Source organism: Caballeronia sp. HLA56 (genome assembly GCF_054655155.1).
Map to the genome: position 1 here is coordinate 1,589,887 of NZ_BAAHOB010000005.1, position 19,803 is coordinate 1,609,689.

Annotated in this window: 18 protein-coding genes; 9 read left to right on the plus strand and 9 right to left on the minus strand. The window is 63.1% G+C overall.

Features of this window, described 5'->3' with window-relative positions; genetic code table 11:
- Positions 1 to 150: 150 nt before the first annotated feature.
- The 8 genes from mdcH to ACYQ47_RS27035 all read right to left on the minus strand — a co-directional run bounded on the left by mdcH (position 151) and on the right by ACYQ47_RS27035 (position 7,513).
- Positions 151 to 1,086: a malonate decarboxylase subunit epsilon gene (gene mdcH, locus ACYQ47_RS27000; RefSeq protein WP_459907814.1), complete on the minus strand. Its 936-nt coding sequence runs from the start codon at positions 1,084 to 1,086 to the stop codon at positions 151 to 153.
- On the minus strand, positions 1,083 to 1,763 hold the full coding sequence (locus ACYQ47_RS27005) for a malonate decarboxylase holo-ACP synthase (RefSeq protein WP_459907816.1): 681 nt from the start codon (positions 1,761 to 1,763) through the stop codon (positions 1,083 to 1,085). The genes mdcH and ACYQ47_RS27005 overlap by 4 nt, the downstream gene beginning before the upstream one ends.
- A gap of 197 nt (positions 1,764 to 1,960) precedes the next feature.
- A complete protein-coding gene (gene mdcE / locus ACYQ47_RS27010) occupies positions 1,961 to 2,782 on the minus strand; it encodes a biotin-independent malonate decarboxylase subunit gamma (protein ID WP_459907818.1) in 822 nt (273 codons plus the stop codon).
- Entirely contained in the window at positions 2,779 to 3,624 is an 846-nt protein-coding gene (locus tag ACYQ47_RS27015; RefSeq protein WP_459907820.1) for a biotin-independent malonate decarboxylase subunit beta, read from the minus strand. The genes mdcE and ACYQ47_RS27015 overlap by 4 nt, the downstream gene beginning before the upstream one ends.
- The gene (locus ACYQ47_RS27020; RefSeq protein WP_244828068.1) at positions 3,621 to 3,920 is read right to left on the minus strand and encodes a malonate decarboxylase subunit delta; all 300 of its coding nucleotides are present in this window, start codon (positions 3,918 to 3,920) and stop codon (positions 3,621 to 3,623) included. The genes ACYQ47_RS27015 and ACYQ47_RS27020 overlap by 4 nt, the downstream gene beginning before the upstream one ends.
- A gap of 31 nt (positions 3,921 to 3,951) precedes the next feature.
- Positions 3,952 to 4,827, minus strand: coding sequence for a triphosphoribosyl-dephospho-CoA synthase (locus ACYQ47_RS27025; RefSeq protein ID WP_459909334.1), 876 nt, complete (start codon positions 4,825 to 4,827; stop codon positions 3,952 to 3,954).
- A gap of 200 nt (positions 4,828 to 5,027) precedes the next feature.
- Positions 5,028 to 6,722: a malonate decarboxylase subunit alpha gene (mdcA, locus tag ACYQ47_RS27030; protein ID WP_459907822.1), complete on the minus strand. Its 1,695-nt coding sequence runs from the start codon at positions 6,720 to 6,722 to the stop codon at positions 5,028 to 5,030.
- Positions 6,719 to 7,513: a GntR family transcriptional regulator gene (locus ACYQ47_RS27035; protein ID WP_250492535.1), complete on the minus strand. Its 795-nt coding sequence runs from the start codon at positions 7,511 to 7,513 to the stop codon at positions 6,719 to 6,721. The genes mdcA and ACYQ47_RS27035 overlap by 4 nt, the downstream gene beginning before the upstream one ends.
- A 156-nt stretch (positions 7,514 to 7,669) precedes the next feature.
- Here ACYQ47_RS27035 and ACYQ47_RS27040 point away from each other — a divergent pair, with 156 nt between their 5' ends.
- From ACYQ47_RS27040 to ACYQ47_RS27050, 3 genes are all read left to right on the plus strand, one after another.
- Positions 7,670 to 8,986, plus strand: coding sequence for an MFS transporter (locus tag ACYQ47_RS27040; protein ID WP_459907825.1), 1,317 nt, complete (start codon positions 7,670 to 7,672; stop codon positions 8,984 to 8,986).
- 200 nt (positions 8,987 to 9,186) lie between these two features.
- On the plus strand, positions 9,187 to 9,537 hold the full coding sequence (locus ACYQ47_RS27045) for a hypothetical protein (protein ID WP_370652022.1): 351 nt from the start codon (positions 9,187 to 9,189) through the stop codon (positions 9,535 to 9,537).
- 200 nt (positions 9,538 to 9,737) lie between these two features.
- Entirely contained in the window at positions 9,738 to 10,124 is a 387-nt protein-coding gene (locus ACYQ47_RS27050; protein WP_310396175.1) for a hypothetical protein, read from the plus strand.
- A gap of 243 nt (positions 10,125 to 10,367) precedes the next feature.
- Here ACYQ47_RS27050 and fabI read toward each other — a convergent pair whose 3' ends face one another.
- A complete protein-coding gene (gene fabI / locus ACYQ47_RS27055; protein WP_244825511.1) occupies positions 10,368 to 11,159 on the minus strand; it encodes an enoyl-ACP reductase FabI in 792 nt (263 codons plus the stop codon).
- A 236-nt stretch (positions 11,160 to 11,395) separates the two neighbouring features.
- Here fabI and ACYQ47_RS27060 point away from each other — a divergent pair, with 236 nt between their 5' ends.
- The 6 genes from ACYQ47_RS27060 to ACYQ47_RS27085 all read left to right on the plus strand — a co-directional run bounded on the left by ACYQ47_RS27060 (position 11,396) and on the right by ACYQ47_RS27085 (position 19,743).
- A complete protein-coding gene (locus tag ACYQ47_RS27060) occupies positions 11,396 to 13,219 on the plus strand; it encodes an extracellular solute-binding protein (RefSeq protein ID WP_459909336.1) in 1,824 nt (607 codons plus the stop codon).
- A gap of 14 nt (positions 13,220 to 13,233) precedes the next feature.
- Positions 13,234 to 14,271, plus strand: coding sequence for a microcin C ABC transporter permease YejB (locus ACYQ47_RS27065; RefSeq protein WP_244825509.1), 1,038 nt, complete (start codon positions 13,234 to 13,236; stop codon positions 14,269 to 14,271).
- Complete coding sequence (locus ACYQ47_RS27070; RefSeq protein ID WP_250465141.1) at positions 14,271 to 15,383, plus strand: ABC transporter permease; 1,113 nt, start codon at positions 14,271 to 14,273, stop codon at positions 15,381 to 15,383. The genes ACYQ47_RS27065 and ACYQ47_RS27070 overlap by 1 nt, the downstream gene beginning before the upstream one ends.
- An 8-nt stretch (positions 15,384 to 15,391) precedes the next feature.
- Positions 15,392 to 16,990, plus strand: a complete 1,599-nt coding sequence (locus ACYQ47_RS27075) for an ABC transporter ATP-binding protein (RefSeq protein WP_459907828.1) — start codon at positions 15,392 to 15,394, stop codon at positions 16,988 to 16,990.
- A 147-nt stretch (positions 16,991 to 17,137) separates the two neighbouring features.
- Complete coding sequence (locus ACYQ47_RS27080) at positions 17,138 to 17,812, plus strand: C40 family peptidase (RefSeq protein WP_250509200.1); 675 nt, start codon at positions 17,138 to 17,140, stop codon at positions 17,810 to 17,812.
- 386 nt (positions 17,813 to 18,198) lie between these two features.
- Positions 18,199 to 19,743 carry a 2-isopropylmalate synthase gene (locus tag ACYQ47_RS27085; RefSeq protein ID WP_244825503.1) on the plus strand — a complete coding sequence of 515 codons (1,545 nt, stop codon included), beginning with the start codon at positions 18,199 to 18,201 and terminating at the stop codon, positions 19,741 to 19,743.
- The last annotated feature ends 60 nt before the right edge of the window (positions 19,744 to 19,803 follow it).

Consider the following 19,803-nt stretch of genomic DNA (forward strand, 5'->3'; position numbering starts at 1 on the left):
TCCTAGAATTGTTTTTGGGGCGTCCGTGACGCGATGCTTCGCGCACGGAGCGGCATCGTCGATGTCCGTCGAACAAAAAGCTAGCGGAACATTCTGATTTTGCTTACGGACGTTGACAATTCGCTGTCGGAAAAGTGCGGAAAAAGCGGATTAATCTGCGGCGCGCTGGTTTGCCGCGCGTACGCGAGCGGCGGTCGGATGAGTGGACGCGGCGTCCATGGATAGCGCCTGCGCATCGGGCAGGGCGTCGCTTGCGAGTTGCGTCAGCGTGTGGCCGGGCGGCATTTCGACGAAGACGTTTGCGCCGAGTTCGAACAGCGCGATGGTCGATTCGTGCCAGCGCACCGGATAGCGCAAGTTGGTCGCGAGGTCGTCGCGCACGGCATCGGCGCGACGCAGCACGCGTGCGCCGCGATTGCCGACATATGGAACGCGTGGTGCATCGAAGCGGACTTTCGCGGCAGCTTCGATCAATTGCGTGGCCGCGTCTTCGAGCAGCACGCAATGCGAAGGCACGCTCACCGCTAACCGTTCGGCCTTGCGCGCGCCGCGTTCGAGCGCGAGGCGGCTCACGGCTTCGAGCGCATCATCGCTGCCGGATACGACGATTTGACGCGGCGCGTTCAGATTGCCGACATAGGCATCGGCGTGACCGTCGGCGATCACGCGTGCAATCTCTCGTTCGTTCAGGCCGAGCACCGCCAGCATGCCGTAGCCGTGCGGATACGCGTTCTGCATGAGCGTCGCGCGCAGGCGAACGAGGCACAGGGCATCGTCGAACGCAACGGCGCCGCTCGTCACCGCCGCGCCATACGCGCCGACCGACAAACCCGCGACGGCTTCCGGCTCGATACCTTCGGCCGCGAGCGCGCGCGCCGCCGCCACGCCTGCCGCCAGTAACGTGACTTGCACCGCGACGGTCGACTCAAGCGCGGTGGCGTCATCGAGTTGCAGGATGTTTTCGCCGAGGATGTCGGATGCTTCGGCGAGCGTCTGCCCGATGACCGGATGCGGTTGCTCGCCGCCCAGCCGATGCAAAAAGCCCGGCGTCTGCGCACCCTGTCCCGGAAAGAGATACGCGATCATGCGGCTGCCCACGGATCGGCGACGAGTCGCGGCCCGTCGGCGTGACGCAGCATCACGCGTAGATTCGCGCGCGCGAATTCCGCGAGCGAGAAGGCGGCTTCCGGCGTTTCGATCTGCACGTCGATGCGCGTGCCGATCTCCCGCGCGGTTCGCGACAGTGTGTCGAGAAGCGCGGCGGCTGCATCGCGCGAAAGCGGCGAGGGCGCGCGAATCACGATGTCGAGATCGCTTTCGGGTGTGACCGTGGGTGTACCGCTCGCGAGTTCGAAGCCTGTGCTGCCGGCGGGGCCCCAGGCGAGTCCCGTTGCCTGGATCGAAGACGAGATTGCCCGCAGAAGCGCGAACGCGGGCAAGTGTGCGCGGTCCGAATCGGGCGTGCGTTCGAGCAAGGCTTCGGGAGACAACGCAGACGCGATCGACCGTTGATCGATCCACGCGCCGAAGCGCTCGCCGCGCGTCGAACCGCGTACGCCGATGGGAATTGCGTCGCCCAGGCGCGGCGCACGGCGGACGACGACGAAGGGTGAGTGCGCGAGCGAGGTGGCGACCCAGGACGGCACGTTGGGCGCGAAGAGAAGCGAGGCCGCGACATCCGCGCCGCCTCCGGCCGATGACGACAGCGTGTCGATCTTCAGCAGGTCATGTGGCCGCATCTCATGCTGCCTTGCGTTCATCATTGTTCCCATCGGTAAAGCTCGCTGGGCACGCGCAGTCACGAATCGCGCAGCCGTGTCGAACGATGCGCGGCAAACGGGCCGCCCAAAGGCCTCTTGCATGTTGCGTCGAAGCGGAGCTCATCGTCGGTGACAGCTGCTTCATCGGTGCGTGACAAGCCATTCTCGATGCGCCAAGCCGCATGGGGCACCGCCCCGACTCAAGCTTCATCCCACTGCTCACGCATCCGCTTGCGCACCTCCACCGACGCAGCCCGCGTGCGCTTCGCATCGGCAGAACCAAGCCGGCTCGACAGATCACGCAAAGCACCGCGCGCATCGTTCACGGCCGCCGCAAGCGATGCCTTCACGCGCTCGATCTCGGCCGCCGAGGGCGCATCCGCATCGACGCCTTCGATCAGTTCATGCAGCAATCCGAGCTTTGCATAAGCGCTTATCTTGTACGACATCGGCAAGACGGTGTCGCCGAGCGCATCCAGACTTTCCACACTGCGCCGCGTGACGCGCGCGGCTGCTTCGCGACCCATTGCGTGCACGGCGGTGCCGGGTGAATCGAGCGCGACGATCCGGTTCGCCTGATACCCGTGCGCCAAATACGCGCCCGACATGGCCGGCCCGACGATCAACGCAATCACCGGATGACCCGCAAGACGCGCGTTCGCATAAGCATCGACGGCAGCGGCGCAGGCAAGATGCACGCCGAGCAGTTCCTCGCGCCGGCCGTAAGCCTGACTTTTGACATCGACGACGGCGACGATCGGACGCTTCACGTCACGCTCGCGATCCGCGTCGATGACCTCGCGCACCGCGCGCGCCAACAGCCATCCCTGTTCGAGGCCGACGACGTTGTCGCGGGCGCGTGGAAAGCGGTTGTCCGGATCGGGCACGACGGCGAGAAAATGCGCGTGCTCGCCGTTCAAAAGCCCGCCACGCGCGCGAATCGGACCGGCTTGCGCGCCGGACGCAGGCGAAGTCAGCGCGTCGATCCAGCGTTCGCCGCGCGAGAGAGTTGTCGTGTTCATCGTGATGCACTCCAGAGCGTGCGCAGCGTTTCGGGATCGATGGCGTCCGGATTCACGCGCGACAGACGCTCGATGAAACCGTCCACGTCCTCGGTGCGATGCCGCGTCGGCACGCCGCGCGCGAACGCCGCCAGCACCGCGTCGCGTACTTGCGCGGTATCGTCTTCGACGAGCGCATCGACGAGGCCGACCGCCGCGCGTTCTTCTCCGCCGATCATCGACCAGATGAGCCGCCGGTCGCCCGAATCGAGCTCCTCGATGCCCGCTTCCTGTTCGATCACCTCCGGCCCGTTCATGCCAAGGCGCGCCTGCCGCGTCATCACGAGTTCGGTGCAGAGCGCCGCCGCGAGCGACATGCCGCCGAAGCAGCCGACCATGCCGCCGATCACGCCGACGACCGGCACGTGCCGCCGCAACGCGACGATCGCTGCCTGAATCTCGGCGATGGCCGCAAGCCCGAGGTTCGCCTCCTGCAGACGCACGCCGCCCGTTTCGAACAGCACGACGGGACGGATCGCGCGGCCCGCTTCGAATTCGCCGAGCGCCATTTCGAGCGCGGCCGCGATCTTCGCGCCCGAGACTTCGCCGATGCTGCCGCCCTGAAACGCGGGTTCGATCGCCGCGATCACGGCGGGTTCGCCATCGAGCATGCCGCGCGCGATCACCGCGCCGTCGTCGGACTGGCAGACGACGTTCTGCATGGCAAGCCACGGCGATTCGAGCCGGTCGAAGGGGCCGAGCAGTTCGCGAAAGGTGCCGGCATCGAGCAGGGCGCGGGCGCGTTCGCGCGCGGTCATCTCGATGAAGCTGTGACGCGCGAGAAAGGTGTCGTGAGCGTTCATGGCGTGCCCTCGCTGGCTTCGACGGCTTCATTCAGGCGCAGCATGACCACGCCGGGCGTCGCGCCGAAGTCGTTGAGTTCGAGTTTCGCGGCGCCGTCGTATCGCTGAAAAAAACGGTCGAGCACACTCTTCCAGACATGCTCGTAGCCGTCGACGCTCGTGCGGATCACCACTTCCGCATTCGCTGTCGCCGATGGCGAGAGCAGCACTTCGAGATCGCCCGAGCCGACCACGCCGACGTGCGCGCGACGCGGCACAGGGCGGGTGGCGGGGTATTCGTATCGGATGTTTTCCATCATCGTTCCTCTTCGATGCGCGCGTTGCGAATCAATGCAAGCGCCTGAGACTGTCGAGAAAGAGCGTCGCCGCAAGCAAGTCGGCGGCGCCGCCAGGCGATGCATCGAGCGCGAGCAGCTCGCGGTCGAGTTCGTGAAGCGCTGTCTTGCCGCTTGCCGATGCAACGCCGCCTGCGTCGAGCACACGACGCGCGCCGTGCTGCGCGACTCGCAGCGCCGTCATGCCGCCGCGATGCAGGAGACAGGTATCGTCGAGCGACGCCATGATCGCGACGAGCGCTTCGAGGCGCGCGTCGTTTTCATCGAGATTGCGGCAACGGGCTGCACCGAGCGCGGGCAGCCCGATTTCGAGCGCATGCGGAAAGCCATCGCACGCTTCGCCGCGCGCGCCCGCCACACGGTATCGCGCCGACACGCGCGCGCCGTGACTCGTTTGTGCCGACGCGGGCGCGTAACGATCCTTGAAGCGCGCGATGCGTGCCGCGCTTGCGCAGATCGCCGCGCTGTCGTCGGGCGCATGCATTGCCGCGCCGGCGCACAGCAAGCCGACGATCCAGATCGCACCGCGATGCGCGTTGCTGCCGGCGGTCGCGCGCATCATCGCAATCTCGCCTTCGCGGCCAATGCGTGCAAGCTGTTCGCGTAACGCCTGCGACGGTTCGAGATCGGCCGACGCGCGAGCGATGGCGACAAACGTGGGGTGCAACGCTTTTGCCGAGCGCAACATGATGTCGAGCGACAAATCGCGATGCGCGCCGCTGCCGCGCCGGTCCACCAATGCGGGTTTCGGTGTGAGACACGCTTCGTCGATGAGCGCGGCCACGGCGCTGGTCGCGATGGCATCGGGCGCGATCGGCTGCAAGTGGGCGAACCGAGTGGCTTCGCGCGACGCTAGCGCCGTTTGCATCGCATGGCCCATGCTCGGGCGGGCAGCGGCTCCGGTATTGGCGTGCGCTGCGACGGCACGCGAATTCGACGGGTTCGCATGGGTGGCGTCATCGAGCCGCGCCTCTGCGTTCCACGAACACACGCCAGCGGGAATGTCGGCAACCACGCAAAGGCTCGACGCTTTGTCTTCACGGTCAGACATACACGAACCCATCGCGCTCACCAGCTTCTGAAGCGCGCAGGCGGCGCATACAGACCGCCCGACCACGCCACCAGGTCGTCGATACTGCGTGCCGCGAGCAGCGAACGCTTCGCTTCGCCGCGCCGCACGCCGAGGTCTTCCGGCAATGCGACGATGCCGCGCCTTCTCAACTCCGCCGTCTTCTTCGCATCCGCGCGCACGCCGATGGGCGTGACGCCCGCCACGGCGGCAAGCGCGGCGCGGCGCTCATCGACACCTTCGGCCGCATGCAGATACGCGATGCCTTCTTCCGTCACGACGTGCGTGACATCGTCGCCGTAGATCATGACGGGTGCGATCGGCATGTTGCTTTTTTCACCGACGGCGATGGCATCCAATGCATCGACGATGGTCGGCTCGCCGCCTTTCTTGTACGTCTCGGCGGTCTGCACGACGAGCTTGTGACCGCGCGCGATGGCCGGGTTCGGGCCGTCGTTTTTCAGCAGCTTGAGCCACGCCTCGCTCGAATGACGGCGGCCGCGTGGATCGTGGCCCATGTTGGGCGCGCCGCCGAAGCCCGCCAGCCGCCCGAGCGTGACGGTGGACGAGTTGGCGTCGGCGTCCATCTGCAGGGTCGAACCGATGAAGAGATCGACGCCGTATTGCCCTGCCAACTGGCAGAACACGCGGTTAGAACGCAGGCTGCCATCGCGGCCGGTGAAGAACACGTCCGGCCGCGCCGTGATGTAGTCCTCCATGCCTACCTCGCTGCCGAAGCAGTGCACGCTCTGCACCCAGCCGCTTTCGATCGCGGGGATCAAGGTCGGATGCGGATTGAGCGCCCAGTGCGTGCAGATCTTTCCCTTCAGCCCGAGCGATGCGCCATATGTCGGCAGCAGAAGTTCGATGGCCGCCGTATCGAAACCGATGCCGTGATTCAGCGACGTCACGCCGTAGCGGTCGTAGATGCCGCGAATGGTCATCATCGCCATGAGAATCTGCAACTCGCCGATATGCCGCGGATCGCGCGTGAAGAGCGGCTCGACGGCGAACGGGCGGTCTGCCTTCACGACGACATCGATCCACGAACCGGGGATATCGACGCGCGGCAGTTCATCGACGATCTCGTTGACCTGCGCGATCACGATGCCATGTCTGAACGCGGTGGCCTCGACGATGGTAGGCGTGTCTTCGGTGTTCGCGCCCGTGTAGAGATTGCCGTGCCGGTCTGCCTGCACCGCGCACACGAGCGCCACCTGCGGCGTGAGGTCGATGAACATGCGCGCATACAGTTCGATATACGTATAGATCGCGCCGATCTCGAGTTGTCCGTCTTCGAGCAGTTGCGCGACGCGCAGACTTTGCGGACCGGCGAACGCGAAATCGACCTTGCGCGCGATGCCCTGTTCGAACAGCGCGAGATGGTCCGGGCGGCTGATGCTCGAAATCAGCAGATGAACGTCGTGCACGCGTTCGGGATCGAGTCTGGCGAAGGCGCGCGAGAGGAAGTCGGCCTGTTTCTGGTTGTTGCCTTCGAGCGCCACGCGGTCGCCCGTGACGATCAGCGCGTGCAAGGCATCGACGATACGGTCGGTCGCGAGCACCGAGCCGTCGAGCCACGGTTCGATCAGCTTGAGGCGGCGCGCTTTTTCCTGCGCGCGCGTGTTCCACTGCCGGGTTTGCGGGCTCGTGTCGCGCGCGGGCGACGTGGCAGGCGTCGGGGACGAGTTCATCGATCCTCCTTCAAAGAGGTTGCAGAAGCCGTTGCGGGCGCGGCGCGCGGGCGGCGCTTCTTCTTGACATGGCTCGCCGCGGCAAGCGCTTGCGCGTCGGCGAGAAAGCGGTGGATCAAATCGCCTGTCGCAAGCAGATGACGCGCGACGAGCGTTTGCGCCTGTTCGATATCGCGGGCGACGAGCGCGGCAAGAATCGCGCGATGCTCCGCATCCGACGAATCCTTGTGAATCGGCAAGCCGAGCTTCAGCCGCAAATAACGTTCGCCGCGCCGATGCATCTGGCCGATCAGCTCCATCAGACGCGGCCGGTCCGCAGGCGCGTAAAGGCTCATATGGAACTGCTCGTTGCGCACGACGTAGAGCGCCGGGTCCGGCTCGCTTTCCGCCGCTTCGAGCAGACGTTGCGATTCGGCGAGCGTTTCCGCCGTGTGATGTTCAAGCGCGATGCCGATCGCCAAGCTTTCGAGCGACGCGCGTATCTCGTAGATCTCGCGCGCCTCGTCGGCCGATTGCAGGCTGACGGCCGCGCCACGATTCGGCTCGATGGTCACCCAGCCTTCGCTTTCGAGCTGCCGGAACGCTTCGCGCACCGGAATCGCGCTCACCGAAAACTGCCGTGCGATGGCGTCCTGGCGCAGCGGTTCGCCCGGCAACAACGCACCCTCGACGATAGCCGTGCGCAACGCATCCGCGATGAAGCGCGACGTGCTCTGGCGCGGTTCGAACTGTGCGTGACGAAACGATGCAAGTGGCTGCGCTGCATCGGAAGTGGAGAGATCTGTCGGCATGGCTAGGTGTAAGTGCGGACTTGCCGCGTGTCGATGTTCAAATATTATATATAAAACGATGCGCGACTTCACAGAAGGTGCTTTCCCTAAGCTGGGAGCGGCTGACAAGAATCGAGAGCGCGCGTGTATCGATCATTCTTTTCCGGAGACATGGCCATGCCAACCACGGTGGACCGAGAGTTACGCGCCTCGCGCCCGATCAAAACCCCGCTCAACCGCTCGCAGATCACCGGCTTCTGGGGTGCGTGGGCCGGCTGGACGCTCGATGGAATGGATTCGTTCATCTACGCGCTCGTGCTTGCGCCCGCGCTCACCGAACTGCTGCCGCGTTCGGGCTACGCGGCCACGCCCGCGAACGTCGGTCTTGCAGGCTCCATACTCTTCGCGCTCTTTCTGGTCGGATGGGGACTGTCATTCATCTGGGGACCGCTCGCCGATCGCTTCGGGCGCACCAAGGTGCTCGCCGCGACCATCTTCACGTTCGCGATTTTCACGGGGCTGGCCGCGACATCGCATTCGGTTTGGGAGTTGGGCATTTATCGCTTCTTTGCGGGCGTCGGCATAGGCGGGGAGTGGGCGCTTGCCGGAACCTACGTCGCCGAGGCATGGCCGGAAGATCGTCGCAAGATGGGTGCGGGTTATCTGCAAACCGGCTATTACGCGGGCTTCTTTCTGGCGGCCGCGCTCAACTACACGATCGGCGCGGCATTCGGCTGGCGCGCGATGTTTCTGGTTGGACTGTTCCCGGTCGTCGTATCGATTCTCGTGCTCTTGCGCGTGAAGGAAACCGACAAGTGGCAGCGCGCCGAAGCGACGAGCGCGCCTGCCGTCAAGCAGCACGGTTCGTTGCGCACGATCTTCTCGCCGCAGTATCGCAAGCGCACGATCGTCGCGGCGGTGCTGCTGACCGTGGCGATCATCGGTCTGTGGGCGGGCGCGGTGTATGAACCGTCGGCAGTCATTCAGCTTGCGACGAAGGCCGGCATGAGCAAGCCGGAAGCCGCGCGCATGGCGTCGATCGCGACGGGCTTGCTGTCCTTCGGCACGATCATCGGCTGTCTCGCCTTGCCGCCGATGGCAGAGCGCATCGGCCGACGCAAGACGCTCGCGGTGTATTTCGTCGGCATGGCGGCTTCCATTGCGCTGTCGTTCGGCTGGGCGTTCTATCTGCCGAACGGGCTCGTGCCGTTCATTGCGCTGCTCGTCGTGCTCGGCTTCTTCGGCGGCAACTTCGCGCTCTTCAGCCTGTGGCTGCCGGAACAGTTCGAAACGCGCGTCCGGGCGACGGCGTTCGCATTCTGCACGTCGGTGGGACGCTTCTTCGGCGCGATCGTGAACTTCGGCATCGGCGCGATGGTGCTGCATATGAAGACGCTCGGCGTGCCGATCGCGCTCACGGGTATCGCGTTTCTCATCGGCCTCGCGGTGATTCCGCTCGCGCCTGAAACGCGCGGACAGGAACTGCCCAATTAGTGCCCGTTGCACGGTCCCTGACGGCGGCTTTCACGAGCCGCCGTTTCTCATTGGCGCGCGGCGTGCATGATCCTTACTCTCCGTAATCATTTGCCTGGTAGGCATTGGTAATGGGACGTTACCAAGTGGCACACAAGCAAAGGCGTTCGTTCGATATAGTCCACTCAACACAACAAACATCCCATCGAGGTGGGCTTCACATGAACAAGGTATTGAGGACATCCGCGCTCGCAGGAGCGTTCGTCATCGGTGGTATGACGCTGTCCGGCGCGGCCATGGCGGGCGTTTCCGTCGGCATCAATCTCGGGGTGCCCGCACCCGTATATGTTGCGCCGGCGCCGGTCTATGCGCCTCCGCCTCCGCCCGTGGTCTATGCGCCGCCGCCTCCGCCGGTTTATGCGCAACCGGCTATCGTGATCGGATGGCATGGCGACCAGTACTGGGATGGCCATCGCTACTGGAACCGCGACGAGTGGAACCACGGTCACGGCGGTCACGGATACGGCGGCCGCGACTACGATCATCACGATCACGGTCATCACGACCATTGAGCGAACGTCGCGCTTAGAGAAAGCCACCCCGTCGAAGGGTGGCTTTTTATTTGTCGCCGCGCGGCAGCGTGTAACAAAAGGTAAGGTTTCTCCTGACGAGAGCCACGTCACGGGAAGAACTTACAAAGCTGAAATATTGCGCTGAAAGGCGTCCGTTATATTTTGTCGCAAGCCAATCAAAACAAAACGAGGACCACGCGATGAAAGTGAATGTCATGGGGCGAGTGCTGGGCGGCATGTTGATCGTGACCGCGTCAGCGATAAGTGGCACCGCGCACGCCGATGTACACGTAGGCGTGAACGTCGGCATCCCCGCGCCGGTGTACGTTGCACCCGCGCCTGTGTACGCGCCGCCTCCGCCGCCTGTGATTTACCAGCCGGCTCCGGTTTATGCGCGTCCGCCCGTGGTCATCGGCTGGTATGGAAACCGGTATTGGGATGGGCGCCGTTACTGGAACCGGAACGACTGGAACCGTTATCACGGCCACGGTTACGGGCATGGCTACAATCGCGGGCCGCAACACGGACACGGTAACGGGTACGGACACGGCAATGGTCATGGCAACGGACATGGTGGCAGGCATTGAACGCGCTGGTCCAGTGTGGCTGCCGAGTCGGCAGATATAGCGGGCCTTTAGACGACGCTACCAAAGGCGTTCTTCACAAAGCCAACGTTCCCGAAGGCGAGGTTCACGAAGATCACGCCCGCATGCATGGCGCTGTGTAAGCGGCTGTCACGACGCCAGCACTTGCAAAAACCCGAACACAAAAGCAAAAGGGCCGCTCTCGCAAGAGAGCAGCCCTCTGCACATGATCGAGCGCCGCAGGCGTTATTCCGTCACGCCCGCCATGCCGCCGACCACCGCATTGAATCCCGCATCGACGTGCACGATTTCCGCGCTCACGCCGGCCGCGAGATCCGACAGCAAGAACGCCGCCACGTTACCCACCTGTTCGATCGTCACGTTGCGCTTGAGCGGCGCGTTGTTTTCGACGAAATCGAGAATCTTGCCGAAGCCCTTGATGCCGCTGGCCGCGAGCGTCTTGATGGGACCGGCCGAGATGCCGTTCACGCGCACGCCGTTGTTGCCCATCGAAGCCGCGAGATAGCGCACGCTTGCTTCGAGCGATGCCTTGGCAAGACCCATTGTGTTGTAGTTGGGAATCGCGCGCTCGGCGCCGAGGTAGCTCAACGTGAGCAGCGACGAACTGTCCGACAGCATCGACTTGGCCGCCTTGGCGAGCGCCGGAAAGCTGTACGCCGAAATGTCGTGCGCGATACGGAAGTTTTCGCGCGTCATGCCGTCGAGGAAGTCGCCCGCGATCGCTTCACGCGGCGCGAAGCCGATGGAATGCACGAGACCGTCGAGCGAATCCCAGCGTTCCTTGAGCGACGCGAAGAGTGCGTCGATGTCGGCGTCGTTCGCGACATCGCACGGAAAGATCAGATCGCTTTCGAATTCGGTTGCGAATTCGGTGATGCGATCCTTGAAACGCTCGCCGACATAGGTGAACGCCAGCTCCGCGCCTTCGCGCTTGCAGGCCTGTGCGATGCCGTAGGCAATCGAACGGTTCGACAGCAAGCCCGTCAGCAGAATTCGTTTTCCAGCGAGAAAGCCCATGAATGCTCCTTTGAAGTCAATGTCGCGCACGGTGGCGAACGAGCCGCATCTGCCCGCGCCGCGTGAGCCTCAAGCGCGTGCGGCGCAATTGACCCACGGTCGCACGGCTTTTGATTTGGGTAGAATTCTCTCACATCGCAATGGCCTGCCCGACCCGAACGTCCATTGCGCGATACCCGGCGCCCAAGGAGCTTATGACGACTCGCACGACGATCCGCCCAACCCGCGCATGGCGCATGGCCATTGCGCTCGCGCTGGCCGGATCGATCGTCTCGGGCGCGAACCAGGCCGAGGCGGCGCACGCCTACGCACAGTACGGCGAGCCGAAATATCCGGCCGGCTTCAGTCACTTCGATTACGTCGATCCCGACGCGCCGCGCGACGGCACGCTCGTACTCGCCAATCCGAACCGCCTGACGAGCTTCGACAAATTCAATCCGTTCACCTTGCGCGGTAATCCCGCGCCGGGGCTCTCGCTGATGTTCGAAAGCCTGACCACCGGCAGTCTCGATGAAGTATCGACCGGTTATGGCTTGCTTGCCGACGACATCGCCGTCGCGCCCGATGGCCTGTCCACCACGTTCCACATCAACCCGAAAGCGCATTTCTCGAATGGCGATCCCGTTACCGCCGAGGACGTCAAGTTCTCGTTCGAGACGCTGAAAAGCCCGCTCGCCGCGCCGCAGTTCTCCGTGTACTTCGGGCAGATCGCGCGCGCGGTCGTGGTGGACGCATCGACCATTCGCTTCGAATTCAAGACCGCGACGCGCGAGATGCCGTTGCTCGCGGGCGGCATTCCCGTGTTTTCGCGCAAATGGGGAGTGAAGCCCGACGGCACGCGTATTCCGTTCGATCAACTCGCGTTTCAGAAGCCGATCGGCAGCGGGGCATATCTGATCGACAAATACGACAACGGCCGCACCATCTCGTACAAGCGCAACCCGAACTACTGGGGCGCGGCGTTGCCGGTGCGCGTGGGCTTGTTCAATTTCGCGCAGATTCACTACAAGCTGTATTCGGACCCGGTCGCGCGGCTCGAAGCCTTCAAGGCGGGCGAGTACGACGTGCTCGTCGAATACGTTGCGCGAAGCTGGGTGCGGCGCGATATCGGCAAGCGCTTCGACAGCAGCGAACTCATCAAGCGCGAATTCCCGCAGCATAACGGCACCGGCATGCAGGGCTTTTTCATGAACACGCGCCGGCCGCTCTTCAAGGACGTGCGCGTGCGTCAGGCGCTCGATCTCGCGCTCGACTTCGAGTGGCTCAACCGGCAACTGTTCTTCAATCAGTACAGGCGCATCGACAGCTTCTTCGTCAATACGGACTTGCAGGCGAAGGGCAAGCCGAGCGACGGCGAACTCGCCATTCTCGATCCGCTCAAAAAGGACCTCGATGCGTCCGTGTTCGGCGAGATGCCGCGTCAGCCCGACACCGATCCGCCCGGATCGCTGCGCGCCAACCTCATCAAGGCGCGCGGATTGCTCGCCGAGGCGGGCTGGACGTATCGCGATGGCGCGCTGCGCAATGCGAAGGGCGAGCCCTTCGTGTTCGAGATTCTCGACGATACGGGCGGCGGCGCCTCGATGGAACCGGTCGCCGCCGCGTTCGGACGCAATCTGCAAAAGCTCGGCATCACGATGAACTTTCGCACCGTCGACTACGCGCTGATCCAAAAACGGCTCGACGCGTTCGATTTCGACGTCACGAGCGTGCGCATGCCCGACGTGCAGATTCCCGGCACGGAGCAAGTCTCGCGCTTCGGCAGCAGGTCCGCCGACGAGCAGGGCTCCGACAATCTCGCCGGCGTGAAGTCGAAGGCGGTGGACGCGATTCTGCAGAAAGTGGTGGGCGCACAGACGCGCGAACAGCTCGTCGATGCCACTCACGCGCTCGATCGCGTGCTGATGAATGGCTATTACGTGGTGCCGCATTGGTATTCGGCGACGCATCGGGTGGCGTATCGCAATACGCTTCAGTACCCCGCGACCTTGCCGCTCTACTACACGGCGGAAGAGTGGGTAGTGTCGGCGTGGTGGGCGAAAGCCGCCGCGTCGAAATAACAGGACCGCGCGCCATGTGGAGCTACATACTCAAACGCATTCTGTTGATGATCCCGACGCTCATCGGCGTGCTCACGCTGACCTTCGTCGTGATTCAGTTCGTGCCGGGCGGGCCTGTCGAGCAGGCGGTGCACGATCTGCGGCGCGGCAACGCGGAAGGCGGCGGCTTCGGGCTGCGCACGCATACTGGCGTGGATGCCCAGCAGGTCGCGCAACTCAAGGCGCTCTACGGCTTCGACAAGCCGCCTTTGCAGCGTTACTGGCTGATGCTCGGCAAGTTCGCGCGCTTCGATCTCGGCGACAGTTACTTCCGGCATCAGAGCGTCTGGTCGCTGATCGTGTCGAAACTGCCGGTGTCGATCAGCATCGGCGTATGGACGTTTTTCATCACTTATCTGATATCGGTGCCGCTCGGGATAGCGAAGGCGGTGAGAAACGGCTCGCGCTTCGACGTGGCGACGAGTCTCATCGTGCTGATCGGTTTCGCGATTCCCGGCTTCGTGCTCGGCGTGCTGCTGCTCGTGCTGTTCGGCGGCGGCTCGTTCTGGCAGCTTTTCCCGTTGCGCAATCTCACTTCGGATAACTGGGCCACGCTCTCGCTCGGCGGCAAGATCGTCGATTATCTGTGGCACATCACCTTGCCGGTGGTGGCGTCGGTGGTCGGCAGCTTCGCCATCGTCACCATGCTGACCAAGAACGCGTTTCTCGACGAAATCCGCAAGCAATACGTGCTGACCGCGCGCGCGAAGGGCCTTTCCGAAAGACGCGTGCTCTGGAAGCACGTGTTCCGCAATGCGCTCTTGCCGCTGATCGTCGGCTTTCCCGCAGCGTTTATCGGCGCATTCTTCACGGGCAGTCTGCTGATCGAAACGCTGTTCTCGCTCGACGGACTCGGGCTGCTCTCGTACGAATCCGTGGTGCGGCGCGACTATCCCGTCGTGCTAGGCACGCTCTATCTCTTCACGCTGATCGGGCTTGCGACCAAGCTCATCTCCGACCTCTGCTACGTCTGGGTCGATCCGCGCATTCAATTCGAGCAACTGGAGCGCTGATGAACCGAGCCGCTTCTTCACGATCCTCACGCGGCGCCGCCGATGCGCAGCCCTTGCGCGAGCCGGTTTCGCCATCGCCTTCGCGGCGGGTGTGGATGCGTTTCAGGCAGCACAAGCTCGGCTACTGGAGTCTGATCGTGTTCGTCGTGGCGTTCGCGATCAGCCTGGCCGGCCCGCTTTGGTCGAACGACAAGCCGCTCGTCGTGCGCTACCAGGGACACTTGTATTTTCCGATCGTGCAGACCTACGCGGAAACGACGTTCGGCGGCGACTATCCGACGCCCGCCGATTATCTCGACCCGTTCGTGCGCGACCGCTTCAGCGCGCCGGGCAACTTCGCGGTTTATCCGCCGAATCACTATTACTACGACACGCTCAATTACTTCTCGAAGGGCTCGAATCCCGCGCCGCCGTCGCGCGAGAACTGGCTCGGCACCGACGACCGCGGGCGCGATGTGTTCGCACGGCTCGTCTACGGCTTTCGCGTATCGGTGCTGTTCGCGCTCGTGCTGACGGCCATCGGCACGGTGCTCGGCGTGGTGGCGGGCGCGGTGCAGGGCTACTTCGGCGGCCGGACAGACATCGCCGGGCAGCGGCTGATCGAAATCTGGAGTGCGTTGCCGGAGCTTTATCTGCTGATCATCTTCGCGTCGATCTTCGAGCCGAGCCTCGTCTTGCTGGTCATCCTGCTGTCGCTGTTCGGCTGGATCGGGCTGTCGGACTACGTGCGCGCGGAGTTTCTGCGCAACCGCACGCAAGACTACGTACGCGCCGCGCGCGCGATGGGTTTGTCCAACTGGCAGATCATCTGGCGGCATGTGCTGCCCAATAGCCTGACGCCCGTCATCACATTTCTGCCATTTCGCATGAGCGGAGCGATTCTCGCGCTCACGAGTCTCGATTTTCTTGGGCTGGGCGTGCCGTCGCCGACGCCGTCGCTCGGTGAATTGCTCGCGCAAGGCAAGGCCAATCTCGACGCGTGGTGGATTTCGCTGTCCACCTTCGGCGTGCTGGTAGCGACCCTGTTGCTTCTGACTTTCATGGGCGACGCCTTGCGCAACGCGCTCGACACGCGGATTGCGGATGCGGTGAAGGCCGGAGGCGCGAAGTGAGCGCGAGCATGAGCGAACCGTTATTGGCGATCGACGACCTGCGCGTGCGTTTCGGCGATACCGTCGCGGTCGACGGCGTGAGTCTCGACATTCGCGCGGGCGAACGCGTGGCGCTCGTCGGCGAATCGGGATCGGGCAAGAGCGTGACGGCACTGGCGATCCTGCGCCTCGTGCGCGATGCCGAACTCAGCGGCTCCATTCGCTTCAACGGCGAGGAGTTGCTGTCGAAGAGCGAGCACGCGATGCGCGGCCTGCGCGGCTCCGACATCGCGATGATCTTCCAGGAGCCGATGACCGCGCTCAATCCGCTCTACACGGTCGGCGACCAGATCGGCGAGACCATTCAGTTGCACGACGGCGCGACGCCGCGCGAGGCGCGTCAGCGTGCCATCGCGTTGCTGGCGCGTACCGGCATCACCGAGCCCGAGCGGCGTGTGGACAGCTACCCGCATCAGTTGTCGGGCGGGCAGCGTCAGCGCGTGATGATCGCGATGGCGCTCGCGTGCCGGCCGCGCCTTCTGCTCGCGGATGAGCCGACCACCGCGCTCGACGTGACCATCCGCGCGCAGATCGTCGATCTCCTGCTGGAACTGCAGCGTGACGAAGCCGAGAAGCGCGGCATGGCCGTGCTGCTGATCACCCACGATCTGAATCTCGTGCGGCGCTTCGCGGAGCGCGTCGCGGTGATGGAGAAGGGTCTTCTGGTGGAGAGCGGGCCGGTGGAGCAGATTTTCACCTCGCCGCAGCACCCGTACACGCAGCGATTGCTCGAAAGCAAACCGAAGCGCCACGTCCTGCCCGTGCTGCCCATCGCGCCGGTCTTGCTCGACGCGAAAAACCTGTCGGTCGACTATGCGACGAAACTGCCAGGCATCAACGGCTGGTTCAGGCGCGGCCGCTTCAAAGCCGTCGACGACGTGAGCGTTTCCGTGCGGCAAGGCGAGACGCTTGGCATCGTCGGGGAATCGGGATCGGGCAAATCCACGCTGGCCATGGCGTTGCTCGGCTTGCAGCGCGTCTCGAACGGCGCGGTGCAGTTCCAGGGGCGCGCGCTCGGCGATTTTCGCGGACGCGAAAAAACCGTGCTGCGGTCGAATCTGCAAGTGGTGTTTCAGGACCCGTTCAGCTCGCTTTCGCCTCGTCAGACGGTGGAACGAATCGTCGGGGAGGGGCTTGCGTTGCATCGGCCAGAACTGAAGGCGCCGGCGCGGCGCGACAAGGTCATTGCCGTGCTGCGTGAGGTGGGGATGGATCGGACGGCGCTTACGCGTTTTCCGCACGAGTTTTCCGGCGGACAACGGCAACGCATCGCAATTGCGCGGGCATTGGTGCTCGAACCCAGCATTCTGATTCTCGACGAACCGACGAGTGCACTCGACGTTTCGATTCAGCAGCAAGTTCTGACGCTGCTCGCCGAGATTCAGAAGAAGCACAATCTCGGTTATGTTTTCATTAGCCACGACCTCGAAGTGATCGGCGCAATGGCACATCGCGTGGCCGTGATGAGAAACGGAATTGTCGTGGAAGCGGGAGAAGTAGAGAAGATTTTTTCGAACCCTTCAGAGGAATACACACGAAAGCTACTGAGGGCAGCGCTCGAATCCTAAAAATCTTTCTTTTTCATCAATTGGGTGCTCGTCTCAATTGTATTTTCCTATTTCTTTTGACAGTTAAATAATTTGTGGCTAGTATCCTTCCAAACTTTCTCGTATCTCCCTGATTTTTCAGTCTTTAATTGTAAAACCTACCGACCGATGCAGCCATTGACATTGACTCAGACATGCGCGCGGGCAGCCGCAGGCATGTTGATCGGCCTTCTGATGACAACAACTTCCGGCGCGTTCGCCGACGAAGTCAGCAGTAATAGCCAAAGTAGCCAAGTTGCCAGCAACGGCAACGCTTCGAACTCCTCCCAGATCAGCCCAGTCGCCGCCACGGCAGACACCGCCAGCGCTCCTGGCGGCGCACGCTCGTTTCTTTCTGGCGTTGCCAGCAAGGCGGGCGATGTGGTCGTCGGCGCACTCAATATGATTGGCGTGCGTTATCGCTGGGGTGGCAATACACCGGATTCCGGCCTCGATTGCAGCGGCTTCGTGCGATACGTCTTCCAGGACACGCTCGGCATGACCTTGCCGCGCCGCGCCGAGGAAATGAGCCGTGTCGGCGAGAAGGTCCGCGTGTCGGATCTCAAGCCAGGCGATCTCGTGTTCTTCAACACCATGCGCCGTTCGTTTTCGCATGTCGGCATCTATATTGGCGACAACAAGTTCGTGCATTCGCCGTCCACCGGCAGCACGATCCGCGTTGACGACATGGAAAGCGGTTACTGGGAGCAGCGCTTCCAGGGCGCGCGCCGCATCGACAACGTGCAGTTCACCGACGGTAGCGAACTGCGCCAGCGCGTGAGCGCGAGTATCGGCGGTTACTAAGTCGGAAGTTGTAAGCCGTCTGAATCTACGAAAGCCTGCTTCCCAACGGAATGCAGGCTTTTTGTTTTCCTACGCGCTGTTTTGCATGACAAGCGGCAGGTAAAAGTCAATCGGTTCGATCGGAAAGCCCGATTGCACGCGTTCCTAAAAGCCGTTATAGTTTTCGAATGAACTTTTTCTCGTTCTCCCCCTCGCTTTATTCGGCTGGTGCGTCGCTACGCGCACTATCGCTACTAGCGCGCCTACCGCGCTGATTCTTCTCGTCTCCCGTCTGCTCGTTCAAGGTTTTCGACGCCAGCGGTGGCGCGAACACCCGAATTCCCTTTTGTCTTTCGCTTCAACGCGATAATTCCAACAGTCGATAATTCTCCCCACTGGAGTCCAACATGGCAGCAGACAAGTTGATCATCTTCGATACGACCTTGCGCGATGGCGAGCAGTCCCCCGGCGCGTCCATGACGAAGGAAGAAAAAATCCGTATCGCGCGGCAACTGGAGCGCATGAAGGTCGATGTGATCGAAGCGGGCTTCGCGGCCAGCTCGAACGGAGACTTCGACGCCATCCACACGATCGCCTCGATGATCAAGGACAGCACGGTCTGCTCGCTCGCCCGCGCGAACGACAAGGACATCCAGCGCGCCGCCGACGCCTTGAAACCCGCGAGCCAGTTTCGCATCCATACGTTCATCGCGACGTCCGCGCTGCATATGGAAAAGAAGCTGCGCATGACGCCGGAACAGGTGTACGAGCAGTCGCGTCTTGCGGTGCGTTTCGCACGCAAGTTCACGGACGACGTCGAGTTCTCGCCGGAAGACGGCAGCCGTTCGGACATCGACTTTCTTTGCCGCGTGCTCGAAGCGGTGATCGACGAAGGCGCGCGCACCATCAATATCGCGGATACGGTCGGTTACGGCGTGCCCGAGTTGTACGGCAATCTCGTGAAGACGCTGCGCGAGCGCATCCCGAATTCGGACAAGGCGGTCTTCTCCGTGCATTGTCACGATGACCTCGGCATGGCCGTCGCCAATTCGCTGGCGGGCGTGCAGATCGGCGGCGCGCGTCAGGTCGAGTGCACGATGAACGGACTCGGCGAACGCGCGGGCAATACGTCGCTCGAAGAAATCGTGATGGCGATCAAGACGCGCAAGGACTACTTCGGGCTCGATGTCGGTATCGATACGACGCAGATCGTGCCCACGTCGAAGCTCGTTTCGCAGATCACCGGCTTCGTCGTGCAGCCGAACAAGGCAGTGGTCGGCGCAAACGCGTTTGCACACGCGTCGGGCATCCACCAGGACGGCGTCCTGAAGGCGCGCGACACGTACGAAATCATGCGCGCGGAAGACGTGGGCTGGGCGGCGAACAAGATCGTGCTCGGCAAGTTGTCAGGCCGTAACGCGTTCAAGCAGCGTCTGGAAGAACTCGGCGTGCAACTCGAATCCGAGGCCGACGTGAACGCCGCGTTCGCGCGCTTCAAGGAACTCGCCGACCGCAAGGCCGAAATTTTCGACGAAGACATCATGCAGATCGTCTCGGAGGAATCGGCGGAAGCGCAGGCGAAGGAACACTTCCGCTTCGTGTCGATGAAGCAGCATTCGGAGACCGGCGAGCAACCGCAAGCACAAGTGGTGTTCGCGGTCGAAGGCGCGGAAGTGACGGGCGAAGCGCGCGGCAACGGTCCGGTCGATGCGACGTTGCACGCGATCGAATCGAAGGTGGATAGCGGCGCGGAACTGGTGCTGTATTCGGTCAACGCAATCACGACCGGCACGCAGGCACAGGGCGAAGTCACGGTGCGTCTTTCGAAGAGCGGGCGGATCGTGAATGGCGTGGGCACGGACCCGGACATCATCGCGGCGTCGGCGAAGGCTTATATCGCCGCGTTGAACAAGCTGCATTCGAAGGTCGAAAAGCTCAACCCGCAGCTTTGATCGCGGCTTGATGTAGCTCGAAACGAAAGGCCTCGCGATTAGCGAGGCCTTCGTCATTTT